Raw genomic sequence first — 17,668 nt, 5'->3', positions numbered from 1 at the left:
CATGCGAACCACCCTGCTGACGACCATTGCACTGGCGATGTGGGCCTCCCCGGCAGCCGCACAGCTGACCGTCATCGACCCGGCCGCGATCGCCAAGCAGATCGAGCAGATCCAGCAGACGGTGAAAATGATCGAGCAGGGCAAGGAGCAGATCGCGGAGGCGCAGCGGCTGTATAACGACCTCAACAAGCTGACCGACATTCCGAATGTCGCCAGCCAGCTCGGCAAGGACGGGCTGCGGGCGATCGGGGTTACCGACAGCCTGACCGATTTGAGTTCCGGCCGAGCCTCGAGCGGGAACAGCGCCATCGGCCAGAAGGCGCAGGCCTATTACCAGCGGTTCCTGCGGCCCTCCGACAGCGGCGCCGCGGCGACGCCTGCCGAACAGGCCTACCGCGATGCGATGGAAGCGACGGGCAACCGGATCGCGACATCGGCGGCCGTGGCCGACATCACCGGTGAGGCCGTACAGTCCCGGGCCGCTGGGCTTGGCGAGCTGCAGGCACGGCTGGGCACGGCGACGACCGCCAAGGAAGTCCAGGACCACCAGGCGCGGATCGCCCTGGAACAGGCGCAGGCGAGCAACGACGACACGCGGCTTCGGGCGCTGGAGATGACGCAGCGTGTCGCGGCCGCGACGCGGGCACAGGCGCGGACCGATGCTGGCCGCGCGGCACGCCAGCGCGATGCCGATTTCCTGGGTGGCCGGCGATGACATGCGCGCCCCGCGGGATGATGAGGATCGCAGTCGCCGGGCTCGCCGCCTTGTTCTTGGCTGCGTGTAGCGAGCAGGTGCGGAGCACCGCTTACTATTACGATCACCGGGAGGAGCTGGCGGCGCTCGGGCGACGGTGTCAGAAGGAGACGACCCCGGCTGAGCTGGTCAATCCCGTCAGGAGCCTTCAGCAGAACTGCTACAACGGCGCACTCGCCGACGCCCGCATCACGCGCGAACGCCGGGCGGGCGACCGGCGGGCCGCGAACGGCCGCGATGCCGACGCGCTCTCGGCAAAAGCCCGATAGGCATGGCGGCACCGGCCTTCGAATATGACGGGCAACTGTTCTCGACGATGTTCGCCGGGTTCAAGGAGCCGATCGATGCGATCTTCGGCTCGGGCTATGGGGCGATGATCGGCTATGTTCGCGGACCGCTGGCGCTCGGCCTGACCATCTATATCGGCCTGATCGGCTACGCGGTCATCCGGGGCGCGGTCCAGTATCCCGCCCGCGAACTCCTGTACCGGATGTTCGCGCTGTCGATGCTGTGGTTCCTCGTCACCAGCCAGTACGGCACGCTCATCGCCGAGAATTTCTACCGGACGATCCCGAGCGAGATCTCGACGGCGCTGGGCGGCACGACGGTCGACAATAGCGGGCAGTTTTTCGATCAGCTCGTCGGGCGCGGCTTCGATGTCGTCAACGAGATGGCCGACAAGCAGGACGAAGCCGTCAAGAAGCGCGCCGACGAGCGTGCCGCCGCGGGTGACGCCAGCTGGGGCGAAGCCGCGCTCGGCGCGGTCGGCCTCGACTTCAGCATCGAGGACCTGCGCGATTCCATCATCCTGGCGCTCGCGATCATCGTCACGGTGGTGTGCATCCTGCTGTGCGCATGCGTCGGCTTCACGATGGTGATCTTCGTGCTGTTCGCGCTGGTGATCGTGCTGACCGTCGGACCGCTGTTCGTCGCGGCGCTGCTGTTCGATTCCACGCGAGGCTGGTTCATGTCGTGGCTGTCGCAGGTCATCAACTATGTGCTGCTGTTCGTCATCCTGATCCTGGTCGTGACGATGATCCTCACGATCAGCGAGCGCGCGGTCGAGATGGCGGGCGACCGCGAGACGCCCCTGGCAATGGGACTGGTCGCCAGCGGCTTCTTCCTCGTCGGCGCCTTCATTTTCTTCCAGTTGCCCGCGATCGCCTCAGGTCTCGCCGGCGGAGCCGCGTCCGGCGCATCGCAGTTTGCCAGCGCGGTGTTCGGCGCGGCCGGCAATCTCGCGCGCGGAAACGGCCACCTTGCCAACTACCGCGCGGGACGCAGCTTCCGCCGCGGCGCCGGTGATCCCGGCGGTGCCATATCGAGGGGCAACTGACATGGGACGAATGAAAACCCGCGGGACTCTGCGGTGGGCGCTCCCGATCCTGGTCGCAGTCTCGGGCTGTTCGACCCCAAAGCTCGCCAAGCTCGAGGTTCCTGACGGACGGCACCGGCGACCGGCAAACCCCTATGGCACCGTCCTGCCCAGCGTCGACGCGGTGGCAGGCACGGTTGTCGCGCCCGCCCGTCCGGCACCCCCCAGTCCACCTGACGTCCCCGAGCCGACGATGATGTTCCCGACGCCCGGATCACCCCCGCCAACGGCGCCCGTCACGCCGCCTGACGCGCAGGTGCCCGCGCTCGACACCGCGCCCGTCATCAACATGGACACCCGGGGCCCGACCAATCCGATGGAGAACTGAGCAATGGCTGACGGGGTGTTCGGCAGGGATCTCGCGACCTATTTCGACGAGGCCCGGTCGTGGGATCAGGAACGGATCCGGGGTGCGATCCGCTCGCGGCGGATCGCCTATATCGTTGCAGGTGCCGCGTCCGCGATCGCGGTGGTATCGATCGGCGCGGTCGCGGCACTCACGCCGCTTAAGACGGTCGCGCCCTATGTGGTGACCGTCGACCGCAATACCGGGTCTGCGGAGGTAACAACCGCGCTGACCGGCCGGGAAAGCGTGCCCTACGAGGAGGCGGTGACGAAGTATTTCGTCGCGCAATATGTCCGCTTCCGCGAAGGCTGGGTGCCCCGGGCGCGACGCGACTATTTCAACTCGGTCGCCATCATGTCGACCCCGGACGAGCAACGCCGCTGGGCCGCGTTCTACCGCAACGACAATCCGCTGAGCCCGCAGGTCGTCTATGCGGAAGCTGGCTCGGTCGGCGTCGAGATGAACGCCATCACCTTCGTCAATGCCAATGTCGCGCAGGTCCGGTTCGTCAAGGAAATCGTCGCGGGCACGACTGTGACCAGGACGAGCTGGATTGCGACGATGACGTTCGACTATTCGCGCGCGCCGCTCTCCGAGAGCGACCGGCTGATGAACCCGCTGGGCTTCCAGGTCAGCACCTACCGCGCGGATCCCGAGGTCACGCAGGCACCGGTCACCGTGCCGGTGCAGGCAAGCCCCGTCGTCATTTCCGCACCGTCGACGCCGAACGCTGTGTCCTCGGGCGGGCAGCCTGCCACGCGGGAGGTCGGACGATGAACCGCCTGTCGCGATCGGCGATCCTAGCATCGGTCGTCGTTTCGACGATCGCGGTGGCCAACGATGTGCCCGCCAGCGGCCGCCACGATGCGCGTGTCCGGTTCGCGGACTATCACCCGGACGAGGTGTTCCACATCACTGGCGTCTACCGGTCGGCGACGCAGATCGTGTTCGCGCCGAACGAGCGGATCGCGCATGTGGCGCTTGGCGACACGATTTCATGGGAGGTCGCTCCAGCCGAGAACATGCTGTTCCTCAAACCGCGCGAGTTTGCTGGTCCGACCAACCTGATCGTGACGACGCGAACGGCCGAAGGTCTGCGCAGTTACACGTTCGAGCTTGTCGCGCGCCGCGGCACGATCGGCCCGCGCGCGGCCGATACCTATTTCCAGGTCAGGTTTCGCTATCCAGCCGACGAGGCGGCAGCCGCACGCCAGGCCGCACGCCAGGCCGCGACGCAACGCCTGCAGGCCGCCGAACGGGCGGCGGTAAAGAGTGCGCTGGATGTCGGCATACTCGAGGGCAAGCGGAACCTCGCCTATACGGTTCAGGGCGCGACCGAACTGCAACCGAGCGAAGTCAGCGACAACGGCGTCTCGACCGTGATGCGGTTTCCCAACCAGCGCGAGCTGCCGACCGTGTACCGGGTGTTGCCCGATGGCAGCGAGGCGATCGTCCCGTTCGATGTCCGCGACGATTTCGTCGTCGTCCACGCGCTGGCCAAGGAGTTCCGCCTTCGCCGCGGGCGCCTGGTGCTCGCCGTCTACAACGAGAACCCGTCCTTTTACGGGCAGGACTACAAGACCGACACCGCATCGCCGATCGTCCAGCGCACCACCAAGGAAGAGGACGAACGATGAACCGGATCAGCCAGGGATCGGGGATCGCGAGCGATGCCGTCCCGAATGACGACGAGGTCGTCATCGAGCGGGGTGGCGCTGCCACGACCGGTATTCCCGGTGTTACCACGAACAAAAACCGGCTGTTCGTGGGCGGCAGCCTGATTGCAGCCGCCGCAGTGTTCGGCATTGCCGCAGCGACCGGCATGCTTTCGTCGAACGCCGGCAAGGAGAAGCCGACCCTTCCCGCAACCGAAACCGCTTACCGGGTGAAAGACGACGGTGTCGTGGCACCGCAACTTGCAGACGCGGGCACGGATCCCAATGCGCCGGTGGTGCTGACCCCGGACCAGGTGCCGGCGATCGACGGCACCGTCACGCCCGCCGGGCAGACCAACCAACCCAGCCAGTCGTCGCAATCTGCACCGAGGAAAAGCGAGGCGCAGGTGCTGCGCGAGGCCGCACGACGATCGACGCTGGTCGCTTATGGTGGCAGCAGCGGGGTGTCGGACGGCGCGACGACTGCTGGGCAAGGTGGCGTTCCGAACCAGGCCTCCGGCACCGACGCCCCGCTGCCGCCGACCGCGCTCGACCGTCTGCGCCAAACCTCCAGGATCGCCCGGGTGTCGGCGTCGTCGGTGGGAAACCGCGACCTGGCGCTCCTGGCAGGCGCGGTCCTGCCCTGCGTGCTGCAGACCGCGATGGACTCCAGCCAACCGGGCTACGCCACCTGCGTCCTGCCCCGGGACGTCTATTCGGACAATGGCCGGGTCATCCTCATGGAGAAAGGCACACGCGTCCTGGGCGAGTACCAGGGCGGTATCGAGCAAGGGCGCTACCGGCTCTTCGTCGTCTGGAACCGCGCAATCACGCCGCGCGGCGTTGCTGTCGCGCTCGGCTCACCCGCGTCCGATCCGCTCGGCCGCGCAGGGCTGCCGGGCGGGGTGCAATCCTTTTTCTGGCAGCGCTTTGGTGCGGCACTGCTGTTTTCCGTCGTCGATGCTGCGGGGCAGATTGGCGGCCAGGCCGCCAGCGACGCGATCGGGTCGAACGGCGTGACGAACATCACCCGGACGCCGTCGCAGGCGTCGCAGACGATCGTCGCCGACAGCCAGCAGATTCGCCCGGTACTGCGCAAGAACCAGGGCGAGGATGTCAGCATCTTCGTCGCGCAGGATTTCGACTTCAGCGATGTCTACAACCTGCGGCTAAGAACAGGCCGTTAGTCCATGGTCACGAGCGACGCGGCCGTCCTGACGCACTGTCTCGCTCCGATCCGCGCGCTGCTCGATGCCGACGGCGTGACCGAGCTCGTCATCAACGGTCCGGGCGGAGACGTCGGGATCGAGGATCGTAACGGATGGCGCTGGGCGCAGGTCGACGGGCTCGACGATGTCCACCTGATGACGCTCGCGACCAGTGCTGCCGCCTGGACCCGGCAGGATATCACGCAGCACGCACCGATCTGCTCGACGGTGTTGCCGACCGGCGAACGCGTCCAGATCCTGATGCCACCCGCGGTCGAGGCGATCTCGCTGACGATCAGGAAGCCGAGCGGCAGCACGCTCAGCCTCGATGACTTCGAGCGGAATGGTCTGTTTTCGGAGACCGTCACCGGCACGACCGCACTGGGCGCGGTGGATCATGAGCTGATCGCGCTACGCGACGCCGGGCAATGGCGCGCCTTCTTCGATCTGGCCGTGCGTGCCCGCAAGAACATCCTGGTGAGTGGTGCCACCGGATCGGGCAAGACCACCTTCTCGAAGGGCCTCATCCAGTGCATCCCCGCGCACGAACGGATCCTCACGATCGAGGATACGCGCGAACTCGATGTGCCCCACCGCAACAAGGTGCACATGATCTATGCCAAGGACGGTCAGGGCACCGCGCAGATCTCGGCAAAGCATCTGCTCGAGAGCGCGCTTAGAATGCGACCCGACCGTATTCTCCTGCAGGAACTGCGGGACGGGACCGCCTTCTTCTACCTGCGCAACGTCAATTCGGGTCACCCGGGATCGATCACGACCGTCCACGCGGATTCCGCTCAGCTGGCTTTCGAGCAGCTGACGTTGCTCGTGAAGGAGAGCGAAGGCGGGCGGGATCTGTCGCGCGACGATATCCGCGCCTTGCTGCGGCTGCTGGTCGATATCGTGGTGCAAATGAAGAAGGTCGATGGGCGCTTCCGGATTACGGAGGTGTTCCACGACCCGGCCGGCCGCCAAGACCTTGGCCGCTAAGGGCGCCATCTGGATCGCCACGGGGCTCGCGACGCTCGCCCTGATCCTCCTGTTCGGCGGGTTCATGGCCTGGACCGGCCTCGGCCTGCCGTTCGCGAAGCTCGACCCCCTCAAACTGCCCGAGTTCTTCTGGTATTATCGCCACGACCGCCGGGTCACCAAATGGCTGGCGATTGGCATGGCGATCGCGACCTTCGTGGTCGTCGGGGGCATGATCGCGTTCCTGCGTCGGCCCCGCGCGTTGCACGGCGATGCCCGGTTCGCCCGCGAGCCGGAGATCCGGCGCGAGGGCATGCGAGACACCGACGGGATCGTCCTGGGGCGTAAGCGCGGGCGCTATCTTATCTTTGGCGGGAACGAACATGTCCTGCTCGAGGCCCCGACCCGCAGCGGCAAGGGCGTCGGCATCGTCATTCCCAATCTGCTGACCTGGCCGGGGTCGGTGGTGGTGCTCGATATCAAGCGCGAGAATTGGAATGCCACTGCCGGGTTCCGCCAGGCGCACGGGCAAAAGGTTTTCCTTTTCAATCCCATGGCGCGCGATCGCGCGACGGCGCGCTACAACCCGCTCGGGCATATCGATCGCCGCGCGCACGACGATGTCGTGACCGAGCTGCAGAAGATCGCGACCATGTTGTTCCCGGTGCCTGAACGCGCCGACCCCTTCTGGACGCAGGGCGCGATCACGGGCTTTGTCGGGGTCGGCGCGCTGGTCGCGGCAATGGACGCGGTGCCGTTCACGCTCGGCGAGATCTATCGGCAGGTGACGCAGCCGGGGACGCAGGACTATCTGCGCAAACAGGTCGCCGACCTGGAACGGCATATGGCGCCGGGCGGCGTGCGCGCGATCCACGATTTCATCGGCGGTGCCGAGAATACCGTATCCGGCCTGAAGCAGACGATCACCTCGCGGCTGAACCTGTGGCTCGATTCCCATGTCGATGCGGCGACGTCCGCTAGCGACTTCGATCTTCGAACGATCCGCGACGAGCGCATGTCGATCTATCTCGGCGTCTCGCCCGATGAACTGGAAAGGGTCGCGCCGCTCTACAATCTGTTTTTCCAGCAGCTGATCGACCTGAACACCCGCGATCTGCCGGACGCGGGTCGCCACGGGATCGGCGTGCTGGTCCTGCTCGACGAGTTTGCCCGCCTCGGCCGTGCCAACGTCATCGCCAACGGCTTCAGCTTCGTCGCGGGCTATGGCTTCAGGCTTTTGCCGGTGATCCAGTCGCGCTCGCAGCTGCGCGCCGTCTACGGCAACGACGTCGCCGACGAGATCGTCGCCAATTGCGGCGTCGAGGTCGCCTTCACGCCGAAAGAGCTGAAGGTTGCGAACGAACTGTCCGAGCGGATCGGCTTCGTCGGCCAGACTGCCACTACCAAGAGCCGAACCATCCACGGGATGCTCGCGAACCGGTCGATGTCGGAATCCGACCAACGCCGTGCGCTGATGTTACCCCAGGAGCTCATGCAGTTGCCGCGCGATCGCATGCTGATCCTGCGTGGAGGCATGCCTCCGGTGATGGCGACCAAGATCCGCTATTTCGCATCCCGCCTGTTCACCCGACGCATACTGCCGGCGCCGATCGTAGAGGCCGCGCCCGTGGTCGCCCGGCCTGCGGCACCAATACCGGTCGTCGAACCCTGTGAAGATGCGCTCGCGCTGCGAGTGCCGCCCAAGCTGGCCGATATCGCAACGCCGGCGACATCGCTGTTCGGCGACCTGTCGGAGGAAGCGATCGATACCGGCCTCGGCCGGTTGGACAGTGCCGTGATTGCCAGCATCGGCATCGAACGCTTCCCCAGCATCTTTGCGCGCCAGATCCCCGCAGATGACGGGACAGACGCTGTCGAGAGCGCTCCCGAGAGCCTCAAGCAAATCAACCGCGCCGCGCGCCCGCGCGAGAAGGCGCGCTCATGACAGGAGCAACCATGTCGACCGACCCGGACACAACCGCCACTGATCGCCCGTCCAGCCAAGCGGCGGGCACGGTGCCTGAGCCCCAACAGGTTCCACTGCCGGCTTCGTCGGGGGCGAGAGTGAATGCCGTCGATCTGCCTGAGATTACCGAGGTGAAACCTCGCGATCGAGCGTCCGTGCCGCACAGCAGCGACGACGGGAAGCGTCCCGCCGAGAGCGCCCCTCCGCAACCCGGCGATGCCAAAACCCGACGGATATCGACCGCAGACGAGCCCGAGAGCCTGCCCGCGCATATCCGGTCGCGGTATGTGAAGGTCGGCGATGAGTATTTCCGGGACTCGTCGGAAAAGAGCCCGACGTTCCGGGATGGCGGCACACGGTTGGTAGGACGTGACGCGTCGGTGGCTGGCGAGTTGGTCGAGATCGCCCAGCATCGCCAATGGGACCGCCTGCGGGTCAGCGGCAGCGAGGAGTTCCGGCGCGAAGTATGGAAGGCCGCGATGGCGCGCGGGATCGAGGTCGAAGGATATGCGCCGACCAAGGTGGAGCTCGAGGAAGCACGGCGTCGCGGCGAGGGTTCGATCACGCATATCGATCGGTCTCGTGGTCCATCACGGCCGGCGGAACGGTCTGGCATCGCGCTACCCGCCCGTCCTGACTTCGATCGCGGGGTCGAAGGGCGCATCCTTGAGATCGGCGCAGCCAAGTTCAACGAGAAGGCCAGGCGCGACACGCCCTTTGTCGATCTGGAAACGGCCGATGGGCGGCGCGAACGCGCATGGGGTGTCGGATTATCGGCTGCGCTGGAACGATCGGGAAGCCGCGTCGGCGATCATGTCGCGGTGCGGCGTGCCGGGACCGAGCCGGTCGAGGTGGACAGCGACAAAGGCCGGGTTCCGGTCGATCGCAACCGGTGGGACATCAAGGGTATCGACGGGCGGCAACAGACAGGACCGGTCGCCGTATCCGAGCGGTTCATGCGTCAGTCGCACGCCGAAAACGCCCGCGACCCCGATATGAAGGCAGCACAAAGTCATGTAATGCTCGCGCATGTTGCGGCCCGGGCGAAATTCGGTGACGATCGCGACGGCGTGGACAAGGCGACGGCCGCTGCCAAGATCGAGATCGCTGGCAGGCTTGCCCGCGGCGAGACGATCGAGCCTGTCCAGATCAAGGACCGTGTGGCCGTCCAGGCCGAACAATCGCGGGAGATCCTCTTTCACAACCGCAAAAGATCCCGGTAATGTTGGCGCGTCGTCTCAGGGTGAACCGCCGCAGCCCTACGGCGAGCTCATAGCCGGCGCTTGGTTGCGGACTCCCACTCCGGCTGACTAGCCGGCATGTGGTAAACAGCTGGTTACCGCTTTTGATGACCGCCGGGAGCCCTCTGTGGACCAAGCCCCACGGCCACTAGAGTTTGCACGTGCAAACTTTCGGAGGCCGAACTGACCGAGCGGACCGCAGCTACCGCGCGTTGGAGCGATCAGGTCCGTCACGCTGACGCTGTTGGTTTGTAGAGGGCTTAAGCTCCCTCAAAGCTGATTTCCCGACCGCCATTCGGTACGTGTCGGGCGCCGGAAATGCGGTCACGAAACCGCGGACCTTGGCGGCGAGCGCCCGGTCTTCGGGCTCGTCGGACTGCGCCAAGCGATCGGCTGCGTGGGTATAGGCGGATCTCGCGTTCCGCCAGTTGCGGCCGCCGGCGATCTCGTCCGGCGTGTGCTGGAAGCGCTTGGTGCCTGCGATCACCGAACGAACCACGTTGAAGACGCTTGCATCGGCGTTGGGCAGCGGACGCTCGCCTAGCTGGTGTGCCACACGCTGCTTGTAGAGACTCATCGCCTGCCCGGAGCGCATCTGGCCGCGTGCACGCCGCGGCGTAGCCTCCGCCGCGACGCCGCGGCTCCGAAGCTCGCGTGCAAAGCGCTCGCGCATCCGGGCCAGATCGTCCTTGCGCGGATTGTAGCGCCGGCCGTTCTCGCCCGCTGCCGCCACGGTCAGGTGAACGTGCGGCCGGCTCGTATCGGTATGGAGCGCCATCACAAAATCATGGGTGTCGCCGAACGTCTGCTGCGCCACGGCGCGGGTCGCGTCCTTGACCACCGAGGGTGGCGTTCCTTCCGGCATCGAGAAGACGAGCGATACCGCTGCCACGCGCTGACCCCGCGCGGCATCGGCGTCGCTGTCCCATTCCACCCCAAGCGCGATCATCGCCGCCTTCGTGTCGATCACGTCGCCGTCCCGTGTTTCGATCTCGAGCTGACCATGCCGGCCGATATAGGCGAGGTGAGCGGACGCCGCTCCGCCGACATGCTTGCGACCGGTGACCTTGACCATCACCTCGGGCACCTTCGATGCTAGCCGGTCGAGCCGCGCACGTGCTGCAAGCTGCGCACCGGGCATTCGGCCGGCCGATCCAGGCCCGCCGCCGGACCGGCCGGCGCCGCCGAGCGCATAGGGGGCGGCATCGGGTCCCCCCTGCACACGACGCGCGCGCTTCGGCCAGGACCAGACGCCGTCGAGTTCGGCGACATCGAGCGTTGCGAACGTCACGCGGGAACCTGCCAATAGGCGTAGTCGGCAAGAAGAGCCGCATCCATTGCGCCAATTAGCTCGGCGACTTCCACCCGCATGTCGAGCAAGCGACCGACCTCACGCTGCAGGTCGAGCCCGGAGTCGTCCATCATCGCTGCATTCACCGCGCGTGTCGCCTGGTTGAGGTTGCGAGCCACGCCGCGCAGCTGGCGTCGGATGTCGACGAGCAGGATCCGCCAGCCGAAGTCGCCGCGTGGACCGATCCGGATGCGACGGCGCACCAGCAGGGAGATCCATCTCGCCGGCGTGATGGCGAGTCCGCGCGCATGCTCGGCGACGACCGCGGCTTCGCTGGCGCTCAGATGAACCCGGATCGTGCGGTCACGCAGACCCCCCTCCCCTAGGTCCGGTCGCACCGCCGCAGCATCCGTGATCCGCGCCGCGATCAGCTGGCGCAGGAGGGCGCTGCGCCCCCCCTGCCCTGCTGCGATCGCATCGAAGCGCGCCATCGTCGCGGTATCGAGGCGAATTGAAAAGGTCGTCAGCGTCGTCATCGAGACATGCTCAATCCGCCAATCGCAATACAATACGCCGCACAGGCGCTATCCTGCCATCAGACCTAATTCTCTCTGCGAGGTTTGCACATGCAAACTCGGTCCGTTTCCTGAGCGCATTAGGTCCACCCCCCTCCCCTGCCCGCGCAACCGATTGCCCCTCAACGAGAACGAGCGGCTCGACAGGATCAAACCGCTCGTTGGAAGCCGAGGAAGGACGCGGAAAGAAAGGTCAGTCTTGCGGGAGCAGCGATCCCAACGAGACCTCGCTGCCATCGTCGAGCCGCACGACAATCTGTGCAGCGACATCGGGCTGCGACAAGATGAGCTGCCCCGGCCGGCCATCGACGAACACCGTCAGGACACGCGGTGACGCTGGGCCGGTGTCGGCCTCTGCCGGTTGGGCATCGGCCTTGCCGTCGCCCTTGGCCTGACCAGCCGCTCTCGGCTCAACTGGCGCGATGCTTGTCTCATCGCTGGAGTTTGCACGTGCAAACTTTTCCGGCTGCTCAGTCGTCCCGTCGCCGGAGCGTTCGGAAGCGACGTCGTCCGGAACCACGGTAGGGGGAGGGGCCGCAACATCCGTCGCCAGGCGCTGCGTGGCGGCCGCGGACAGGTTGGCAACGTCTGCCTCGATATAGTCCTGCGTCGCCGCGGCATCGATCTTCCACGCCGACATGAGGTTATAGGCAGAGCGGATCGAGATATGGTCGATGACCGCGGCGATCGGCTGCGGGGCGTCGGTCAGCGCGGCATACATCGCGATGACCGACTTCGACCGGCCGAGGCGTTTGGCGATCTCCGCCTGCTTCACCTTGGCGGCCAGCTCCTGCCGGATCGCGTCCAGCAACTCGCTGTTCTTTAGATTCTCGCGTTGCTCGTTCTCAACGACCTGGTCGAGCGCGCGTCCTTCACCCTCATCAGCCAATGCGATTATCGCCGGCACCGCCGCAAGCTTGGCAATCGCCGCAGCCCGCCAGCGGCGCTCACCGTAGCGGATGACATATTTGCCATCGGCGTTCTTGGGCGACAGCACGATCGGCTGGAGAATGCCGCGTGCGTCGATCGACTGGGCCAGCTCGTTCAATGCCGCCTGATCGAACGACTTTCGAGGGTTGTTCGGATCGGGGATGATATCGTCGATCGGTACCTGCGCTGCAGTCCCGGCCGGCGTCTCGTCGCGCAGGACTTTCGAGCCGATGTTGCTCAGCTGTCGGGCGAAACCTGTCTTGGCTGTCATGCCGCCTTTTCCTTTTGCAGGGTTCTGAGCACCCGCTTCATGGCTTCGTCGAGCACCGCGGTCATGAGGGCGCTCGCGTCGCGTGTATCCTTGGCCAGCCGCCAAACGGGCACCGCCTGATCCATCGCCTCGGCGATATGCTGGCGATGCGGGATCGGCGTCGGGAAGAGGAAGTCGCCGGTTTCCCGCTTCAAGGCTTCGAGGTTGGACGCATGAAGCCGATTGTCCAGCCGGTAGTTGTTAGCGACTAGCCCCAGAAAATCGATCTTGCGCCCACCGCGTCCGCGTTCCTCGACGGTCCGGATCGAGTCCGAGATGCGCTGCAGGCCATCGAGCGCAAGCTTCTCGATCTGGAGCGGCACGATCAGATGATCGGTCATCATTAGCCCGGCAAAATTAATCCAGCTCCAACCGGGCGCGGTATCGATCACGCAGAAATCATAATGCGGAGCGAGCGCCGGGAAGTTGTCGGCGAGCGCCTCGATCGCGTGCTGATAGTCGGTGGTGAATTCGTGGAGCGCCTCTGCGCCGTCGAAGACATGGGCCGTGCCCTCCACGCCCTCCGGATAGACGAAACCGGGACGGAACAGCGATTCGATTGAACCGATGACCGAGAAAGGCACCTTTGGTCCCTCGTCGGGACCGTCCTCCGGTTTCTCATAGCCGGTCAGCGTCGACGTCGCATTGCCCTGCTGGTCGAGGTCGAGCACGACCACCCGCTCGCCGCGCTCGGCGAGGTACCAGGCGAGATGGCAGGCCAGCGTCGTCTTGCCAACGCCGCCCTTCTCGATGTTGAGGGTGATTGTTCGCACGGGCTTGCTGCTCCTAACCGCGCTGGTGCCAAGCGTCGCACCCGTGAGGCATGCGGCGGTTGAGCGGCCAGAATTCTAGTTCACGTTCGGCAGCGCCACGACGGTCGCGCGCAATACCCAGCCGACCGATCAGGATCGCGACGAGCAACAGCCCGACCGCCCCCATCATCGCCTGATCCATCGACAGGACGAGGACCGCCATGAGGCCCCAGAACAGGACCTCGCCGATCGTCAGCGCGACCGATATCACTCCTGCCGTGCCATGCAGCATCCGTCGCAATCGATCGATCATGACCCGACTCCCTCGTCCTTGAGGCGTTTGTAGATGGCTTGCCGGGTGACGCCGAGGCGTTCGGCAACGGCCGCGACCGGGGTCGGCGGATCCCCCTGCAATAGCAAAAGCGCTTCTTCCCAACGCTCGGGCGTGATGCGCGGCGGGCGACCGATACGCTTGATGCCGCTGGGTGGCGTGGCCTGCCCGTCGTCTGATGCTTGCGCTTCAATGTCGCGCTCGAACGTCGCCAGTGCCCCGATCGTATGGAAAAATGATCGGCCGGCAGGCGTGACCGTTTCGATCCCCTCGCGGATCGAGCGAAATGCGACGCCCTTGTCCTGCAGGCTCCGCATCGCCTCGATAAGGCCGCCGAAGGACTGCGCCACCCGGTCAAGCTGCGATACCACGATCTCGTCGCCTGCGCTCGAGGCGTTCAACGCGGCAAGAAACTGCGGTTTGACGGACGTATCACCATTGACGGCGCGATCCTCAAAGATCTGCGCACAGCCGACCGCACGCAGCACCTCGACCTGCGTCGCGAGGCTTCGCTCGTCAGCTCCAACTCGGGCATAGCCGATCAGCACGTCGTCTCGTGTCCTGTAAACTAAGTGTCGCGATACTTTGTTTACAGGTCGCACACGCGCTCGGCCAGTGCAATCCTCTCCGGGTGGCTCGCCAAGGATCGGAAGGGTGCCGCTCACTCCTCCCACCAGGGCCCGCGCTTGGTGGGACGCTGCCGCTTCGAGCCCGGGCGCCGCATTGGTGCCGGTATGCCACTGCGGTCGATGTTCGCGTTGATTGCAGCCAGATCCATGATCCAGGCTGCGTGGCGTGCGATCGGGTCGAGCATGTGAATCTCCTGTTGGATTGAACCGGAGGCGTCGGGACGGTCGGGTGGGGCAGGGGTCAAGGACCGCGTACGCGGCCGCGCCAGCGGGCGGTGGGGGAGCCGATTTTCGAAGAAAATTGGGGGAACCGCCGATCCTTGACGCCGGTCCCGCCCGGCCGTCATGCTCGAAAAGCGTCGATGACAGAACGTCTTGTTTCCCGCGAACAGCGGGAAACCCCGGCTCCGACGGAGCCGGGATCCTGGTCGTCTCAATGTTCGGAGGCGAGATAGATGGTGAGGACCCGCGTGGTCAGTGCCGGGTCGGTCGGATCCTCTGAGCCGAACACCAGGTTCGCGTCATAATAGTCGATCTTCCAGAACACGCGTTGGTCGGCAAAGGTGAGTGCACCGAAGTCACGTTCGCCATAGGGGTCATCGCCGACGGGAAAGGCGTCGAAGTCCCGGACCGCCCGCAGCAGCTCTGCGCGCTTGCGAAAGCCCCGGAACAGGCTGGTGTCACCGATCAAGGTCGCCACGCCGCTGGACACCAGCACGCGATTGGCACCGGGTTGGGTCGGGTTCTGCCGCAGTTCGTCGTTCAGCCCTGCGATGACGGCGGATCGCGCTGGTCCGATGCTGCGCGAAGGCTTGGGGATGTCGACCATGTTCGTCTCCTTGGGTCCCAGACCCCGTCGATCGGGGCCTTTCGACAGGCGACCGGACTGCCGGGGCATAGCGTTCCGGCGCACCCGACGGGTCGCACGCAGTGGAGAAGCCCGCGCCAGCGGGCTTGCGCTGGAGAGCGCCTCGGCGAGGACAGAGCCCGAAAGCCCCGGAGCGACCTGGGACGTCCAAGACAGTGACGAACAGGGTATCGCGCTGGACGAGCGGTCGGGACCGCGGCTAGTCTGGCAACCATGCAGACCGTGGCACCGATCATTACCTTGTGGCCGTGGTGGATGCGTTCGACCGGGTTGCTGGCGCGCACCAACTCGCGGGTGCGGACGCGCTGCCCAGGGTGCAGTGCACTGATGCGGGTCGATCTCGCCGACATCCTCGCAAGGTACGGGCCTGACGGATCGTTGATCGATCGACGCGAAGACTGTCGGCTCGTCGAATGTACCGGTCGCGCGTTCTACATGGCGCAATGGTCCTACGGTCAGGCGTGGCGGATCATGCTGAGCGACCGCGGCCAGCTCGACGAGATCGCGATGCTACCCCCTGCGAGGACCGCCGCTGCGCTCAACCCATAGGGTGTTGCCGCATCATACGCTTCGGCGGACCGCATCGGCGTGGTTCGCATTATCCGCGTTATGGCGCTGCTCCCTGCAAAAGTTTGCACGTGCAAACTTCCTCACAAGTCCGAAGGGCGGGGGCGTCGCCCCGCCCTGGTCAGGCGAAGGGATCGTATTCGTTGACGATCGTGAGCGAGATGTCGTGATCTTCGGCGGTGATGACGGCGTATTGGGTGCCGACGGCGATGACCATAGTTGCCACCATCAGCGTTCGTGCGAGGTTCAAAGCGTTTTTGCGGGCGATCCAGATATCGTTGAACATGTCCGAGGCTCCTGTGAAGCCGACGGGGTTCATCCCCGCTCGACAGGCGCCCGACAGGACGGGGAGGGGCCGCGATCACTTTGTTGCCTCCGGCAAGAAAGCCGTAGCGCAGCGCCCGGACCCCTTGCGGGTTGATCGTACTAGGCCCTGAGCCGGCCCAAGGATTGCGCCTCAAGAGCAGGGTGAAGCTCGTCTGCCCGGAGCGCTGCGCTCAGCGCTGGATCGCCGGTGACGCTTTCCACGCGAGGATATTGGAGGCCTGCCCATTCCGCCCGCCACACTGCGTGCCGACGCCGATGGGGAGAGTTCGCCGGGCGGCAGAGCCGCGCTGGCCCGAACAGGATGGCAGGATGTTGCCGCTTTTCGGAAAGGAGTTTCCGTGCTGCGCTCCGTCAGTCGATCGTTACCCGGATGGGCCGAGACCGGTCACGGGCTCGGAGGAGCGAAGCGGAATAGAGCGACGGTCCTGGCTATGCCGGGAGACGCCGGACTAACGGTGGAGTTTCACTCGCGCGCACCTGCACCTTGAAATACCGGCAGTCAGGCATCGATCCATTGGCGCAGATCGACGACAGGGAAATGGTGCCTTCCGGCAACAGGCAATTATGCCGTCGATGGCGAAGTGGCTTCGAGGTCTTCACGCTAGCGTCGCCACCCGGCAGGACGCGTTCTGAAGCCTTCTGAACCAGAGCACCGGGTTGGCCGCTAGAAACCGGTATGTCCGATCTACGGCACATCCACAGGGTGTCTCGACTGACGGAGGACGCGCGGCCGCGTGGTGTGAAGCGCTAAAGGCGCCACGTTTAAGCGGCCGTCGTTTATCGTGCCGAAGTCGAAGCCTTGCGGCGAAAATTCGCGGGCTAGTCGTCAGGCTCCCGACGCCTGCTGCGCATGCAACGATGGGGCCAAGCCGGTGGATGGATTCTCGGACGGTGAGAAGATCAGCCATGATGGCCATGACTCAAAATTAGGCCGTTCACCTCCTGCGAGCGGACGCGAGACGCGGAGCGGTGAACACGGGAAAAGGCCCGGAGCGTCAGCTCCGGGCCGGTTCTGCCTTGGTCAGAAGGGGACGTCATCGTCCTCCAGACCGCCGTGGTCCTGCGTGCCGCCCTGCTGCTGCTGGCGGTTCTTGCCGTAGGAGAGGAAGGTCACTTCGTCGGCGATGATCTCGACGCCGTAGCGCTCGATGTTCTGATCGTCGGTCCAGCGGGTGTAGTGGATGCGGCCCCGGACCATGACCTTCTGGCCTTTCTCGACATACTGGGCGACGGTCTTGCCGACGCCGTTGAAGCAGGTGATGCGGTGCCATTCGGTGTCCTCGACCCGGCGACCTTCGCCATCCTTCATGGTCTTGCCGTCCTGGTCGCGCTTGGGACGCGAGGTGGCGAGGGAGAAGTTGGTGATCTTGGTGCCGCCCTGGGTGGTGCGGACTTCAGGCGTGGCGCCGACGTTGCCGGCGAGGATGACGAGGTTCTGCATTTCGAGGTTCCTTTTTGTGCTCGCCGGGGGTTCGTCCCCTCGACTGAACACCAAAAAAGACGGCCAGGACGGCCTCTCCACCGAAAGCGCGAAGACGCGAAGGGGAACCCCGATCAAAGGGGTGGTGCGGGCA

The 17,668-nt window shown here is 65.5% G+C and carries 21 protein-coding genes; 11 read left to right on the top strand and 10 right to left on the bottom strand.

Annotated features, from left to right (window positions below; all coding sequences use genetic code 11):
- The first annotated feature begins 1 nt into the window (after position 1).
- From U1701_RS16620 to U1701_RS16575, 10 genes are read left to right on the top strand one after another with little or no spacing between them, the layout of a single operon-like run.
- Positions 2–715 carry a type IV secretion system protein gene (locus U1701_RS16620; protein ID WP_332783697.1) on the top strand — a complete coding sequence of 238 codons (714 nt, stop codon included), beginning with the start codon at positions 2–4 and terminating at the stop codon, positions 713–715.
- A gap of 20 nt (positions 716–735) precedes the next feature.
- Entirely contained in the window at positions 736–1,023 is a 288-nt protein-coding gene (locus U1701_RS16615) for an EexN family lipoprotein (protein WP_332783696.1), read from the top strand.
- Positions 1,024–1,025: 2 nt separating this feature from the next.
- Positions 1,026–2,090 (top strand): TrbL/VirB6 family protein, encoded by a 1,065-nt coding sequence (locus U1701_RS16610; protein WP_332783695.1) that lies wholly within the window; start codon positions 1,026–1,028, stop codon positions 2,088–2,090.
- 1 nt (position 2,091) lies between these two features.
- Positions 2,092–2,457, top strand: coding sequence for a hypothetical protein (locus U1701_RS16605; protein WP_332783694.1), 366 nt, complete (start codon positions 2,092–2,094; stop codon positions 2,455–2,457).
- 3 nt (positions 2,458–2,460) lie between these two features.
- Entirely contained in the window at positions 2,461–3,252 is a 792-nt protein-coding gene (locus U1701_RS16600) for a VirB8 family type IV secretion system protein (protein ID WP_332783693.1), read from the top strand.
- Positions 3,249–4,112, top strand: coding sequence for a TrbG/VirB9 family P-type conjugative transfer protein (locus U1701_RS16595; RefSeq protein ID WP_332783692.1), 864 nt, complete (start codon positions 3,249–3,251; stop codon positions 4,110–4,112). The genes U1701_RS16600 and U1701_RS16595 overlap by 4 nt, the downstream gene beginning before the upstream one ends.
- Positions 4,109–5,317 (top strand): type IV secretion system protein VirB10, encoded by a 1,209-nt coding sequence (gene virB10 / locus U1701_RS16590; RefSeq protein WP_332783691.1) that lies wholly within the window; start codon positions 4,109–4,111, stop codon positions 5,315–5,317. The genes U1701_RS16595 and virB10 overlap by 4 nt, the downstream gene beginning before the upstream one ends.
- Before the next feature lie 3 nt (positions 5,318–5,320).
- The gene (virB11, locus tag U1701_RS16585; RefSeq protein WP_332783690.1) at positions 5,321–6,328 is read left to right on the top strand and encodes a P-type DNA transfer ATPase VirB11; all 1,008 of its coding nucleotides are present in this window, start codon (positions 5,321–5,323) and stop codon (positions 6,326–6,328) included.
- Positions 6,318–8,252: a type IV secretory system conjugative DNA transfer family protein gene (locus U1701_RS16580; RefSeq protein ID WP_332783689.1), complete on the top strand. Its 1,935-nt coding sequence runs from the start codon at positions 6,318–6,320 to the stop codon at positions 8,250–8,252. Before virB11 ends, U1701_RS16580 begins: the two co-directional genes overlap by 11 nt.
- Positions 8,249–9,496 (top strand): LPD7 domain-containing protein, encoded by a 1,248-nt coding sequence (locus tag U1701_RS16575; protein ID WP_332783688.1) that lies wholly within the window; start codon positions 8,249–8,251, stop codon positions 9,494–9,496. The genes U1701_RS16580 and U1701_RS16575 overlap by 4 nt, the downstream gene beginning before the upstream one ends.
- A gap of 220 nt (positions 9,497–9,716) precedes the next feature.
- On the opposite strand, the gene U1701_RS16570 is transcribed toward U1701_RS16575, so the two are convergent.
- The 8 genes from U1701_RS16570 to U1701_RS16535 all read right to left on the bottom strand — a co-directional run bounded on the left by U1701_RS16570 (position 9,717) and on the right by U1701_RS16535 (position 15,161).
- Entirely contained in the window at positions 9,717–10,805 is a 1,089-nt protein-coding gene (locus tag U1701_RS16570; RefSeq protein WP_332783687.1) for a relaxase/mobilization nuclease domain-containing protein, read from the bottom strand.
- Positions 10,802–11,341 (bottom strand): hypothetical protein, encoded by a 540-nt coding sequence (locus U1701_RS16565; protein WP_332783686.1) that lies wholly within the window; start codon positions 11,339–11,341, stop codon positions 10,802–10,804. The genes U1701_RS16570 and U1701_RS16565 overlap by 4 nt, the downstream gene beginning before the upstream one ends.
- Before the next feature lie 232 nt (positions 11,342–11,573).
- The gene (locus tag U1701_RS16560; RefSeq protein WP_332783685.1) at positions 11,574–12,686 is read right to left on the bottom strand and encodes a ParB/RepB/Spo0J family partition protein; all 1,113 of its coding nucleotides are present in this window, start codon (positions 12,684–12,686) and stop codon (positions 11,574–11,576) included.
- Complete coding sequence (locus U1701_RS16555; protein WP_332783684.1) at positions 12,578–13,393, bottom strand: ParA family protein; 816 nt, start codon at positions 13,391–13,393, stop codon at positions 12,578–12,580. The genes U1701_RS16560 and U1701_RS16555 overlap by 109 nt, the downstream gene beginning before the upstream one ends.
- Before the next feature lie 13 nt (positions 13,394–13,406).
- A complete protein-coding gene (locus tag U1701_RS16550; protein ID WP_332783683.1) occupies positions 13,407–13,685 on the bottom strand; it encodes a hypothetical protein in 279 nt (92 codons plus the stop codon).
- Positions 13,682–14,251, bottom strand: a complete 570-nt coding sequence (locus U1701_RS16545; RefSeq protein WP_332783682.1) for a recombinase family protein — start codon at positions 14,249–14,251, stop codon at positions 13,682–13,684. The genes U1701_RS16550 and U1701_RS16545 overlap by 4 nt, the downstream gene beginning before the upstream one ends.
- Before the next feature lie 113 nt (positions 14,252–14,364).
- Positions 14,365–14,517: a hypothetical protein gene (locus U1701_RS16540; RefSeq protein WP_332783681.1), complete on the bottom strand. Its 153-nt coding sequence runs from the start codon at positions 14,515–14,517 to the stop codon at positions 14,365–14,367.
- A 248-nt stretch (positions 14,518–14,765) separates the two neighbouring features.
- Positions 14,766–15,161 carry a DUF3768 domain-containing protein gene (locus U1701_RS16535; protein WP_332783680.1) on the bottom strand — a complete coding sequence of 132 codons (396 nt, stop codon included), beginning with the start codon at positions 15,159–15,161 and terminating at the stop codon, positions 14,766–14,768.
- A 252-nt stretch (positions 15,162–15,413) separates the two neighbouring features.
- Here U1701_RS16535 and U1701_RS16530 point away from each other — a divergent pair, with 252 nt between their 5' ends.
- Positions 15,414–15,749, top strand: a complete 336-nt coding sequence (locus U1701_RS16530; protein ID WP_332783679.1) for a hypothetical protein — start codon at positions 15,414–15,416, stop codon at positions 15,747–15,749.
- 139 nt (positions 15,750–15,888) lie between these two features.
- On the opposite strand, the gene U1701_RS16525 is transcribed toward U1701_RS16530, so the two are convergent.
- The gene (locus U1701_RS16525; RefSeq protein WP_332783678.1) at positions 15,889–16,053 is read right to left on the bottom strand and encodes a hypothetical protein; all 165 of its coding nucleotides are present in this window, start codon (positions 16,051–16,053) and stop codon (positions 15,889–15,891) included.
- Positions 16,054–17,115: 1,062 nt separating this feature from the next.
- A complete protein-coding gene (locus tag U1701_RS16520; RefSeq protein ID WP_332783677.1) occupies positions 17,116–17,535 on the bottom strand; it encodes a single-stranded DNA-binding protein in 420 nt (139 codons plus the stop codon).
- Between the last annotated feature and the right edge of the window lie 133 nt (positions 17,536–17,668).

The organism is Sphingomonas rhamnosi (assembly GCF_036663615.1).
Classification (GTDB): domain Bacteria; phylum Pseudomonadota; class Alphaproteobacteria; order Sphingomonadales; family Sphingomonadaceae; genus Sphingomonas.
The sequence above is the reverse complement of the archived record's forward strand: the minus strand, read 5'-3'. Positions and strand labels throughout refer to the sequence as shown.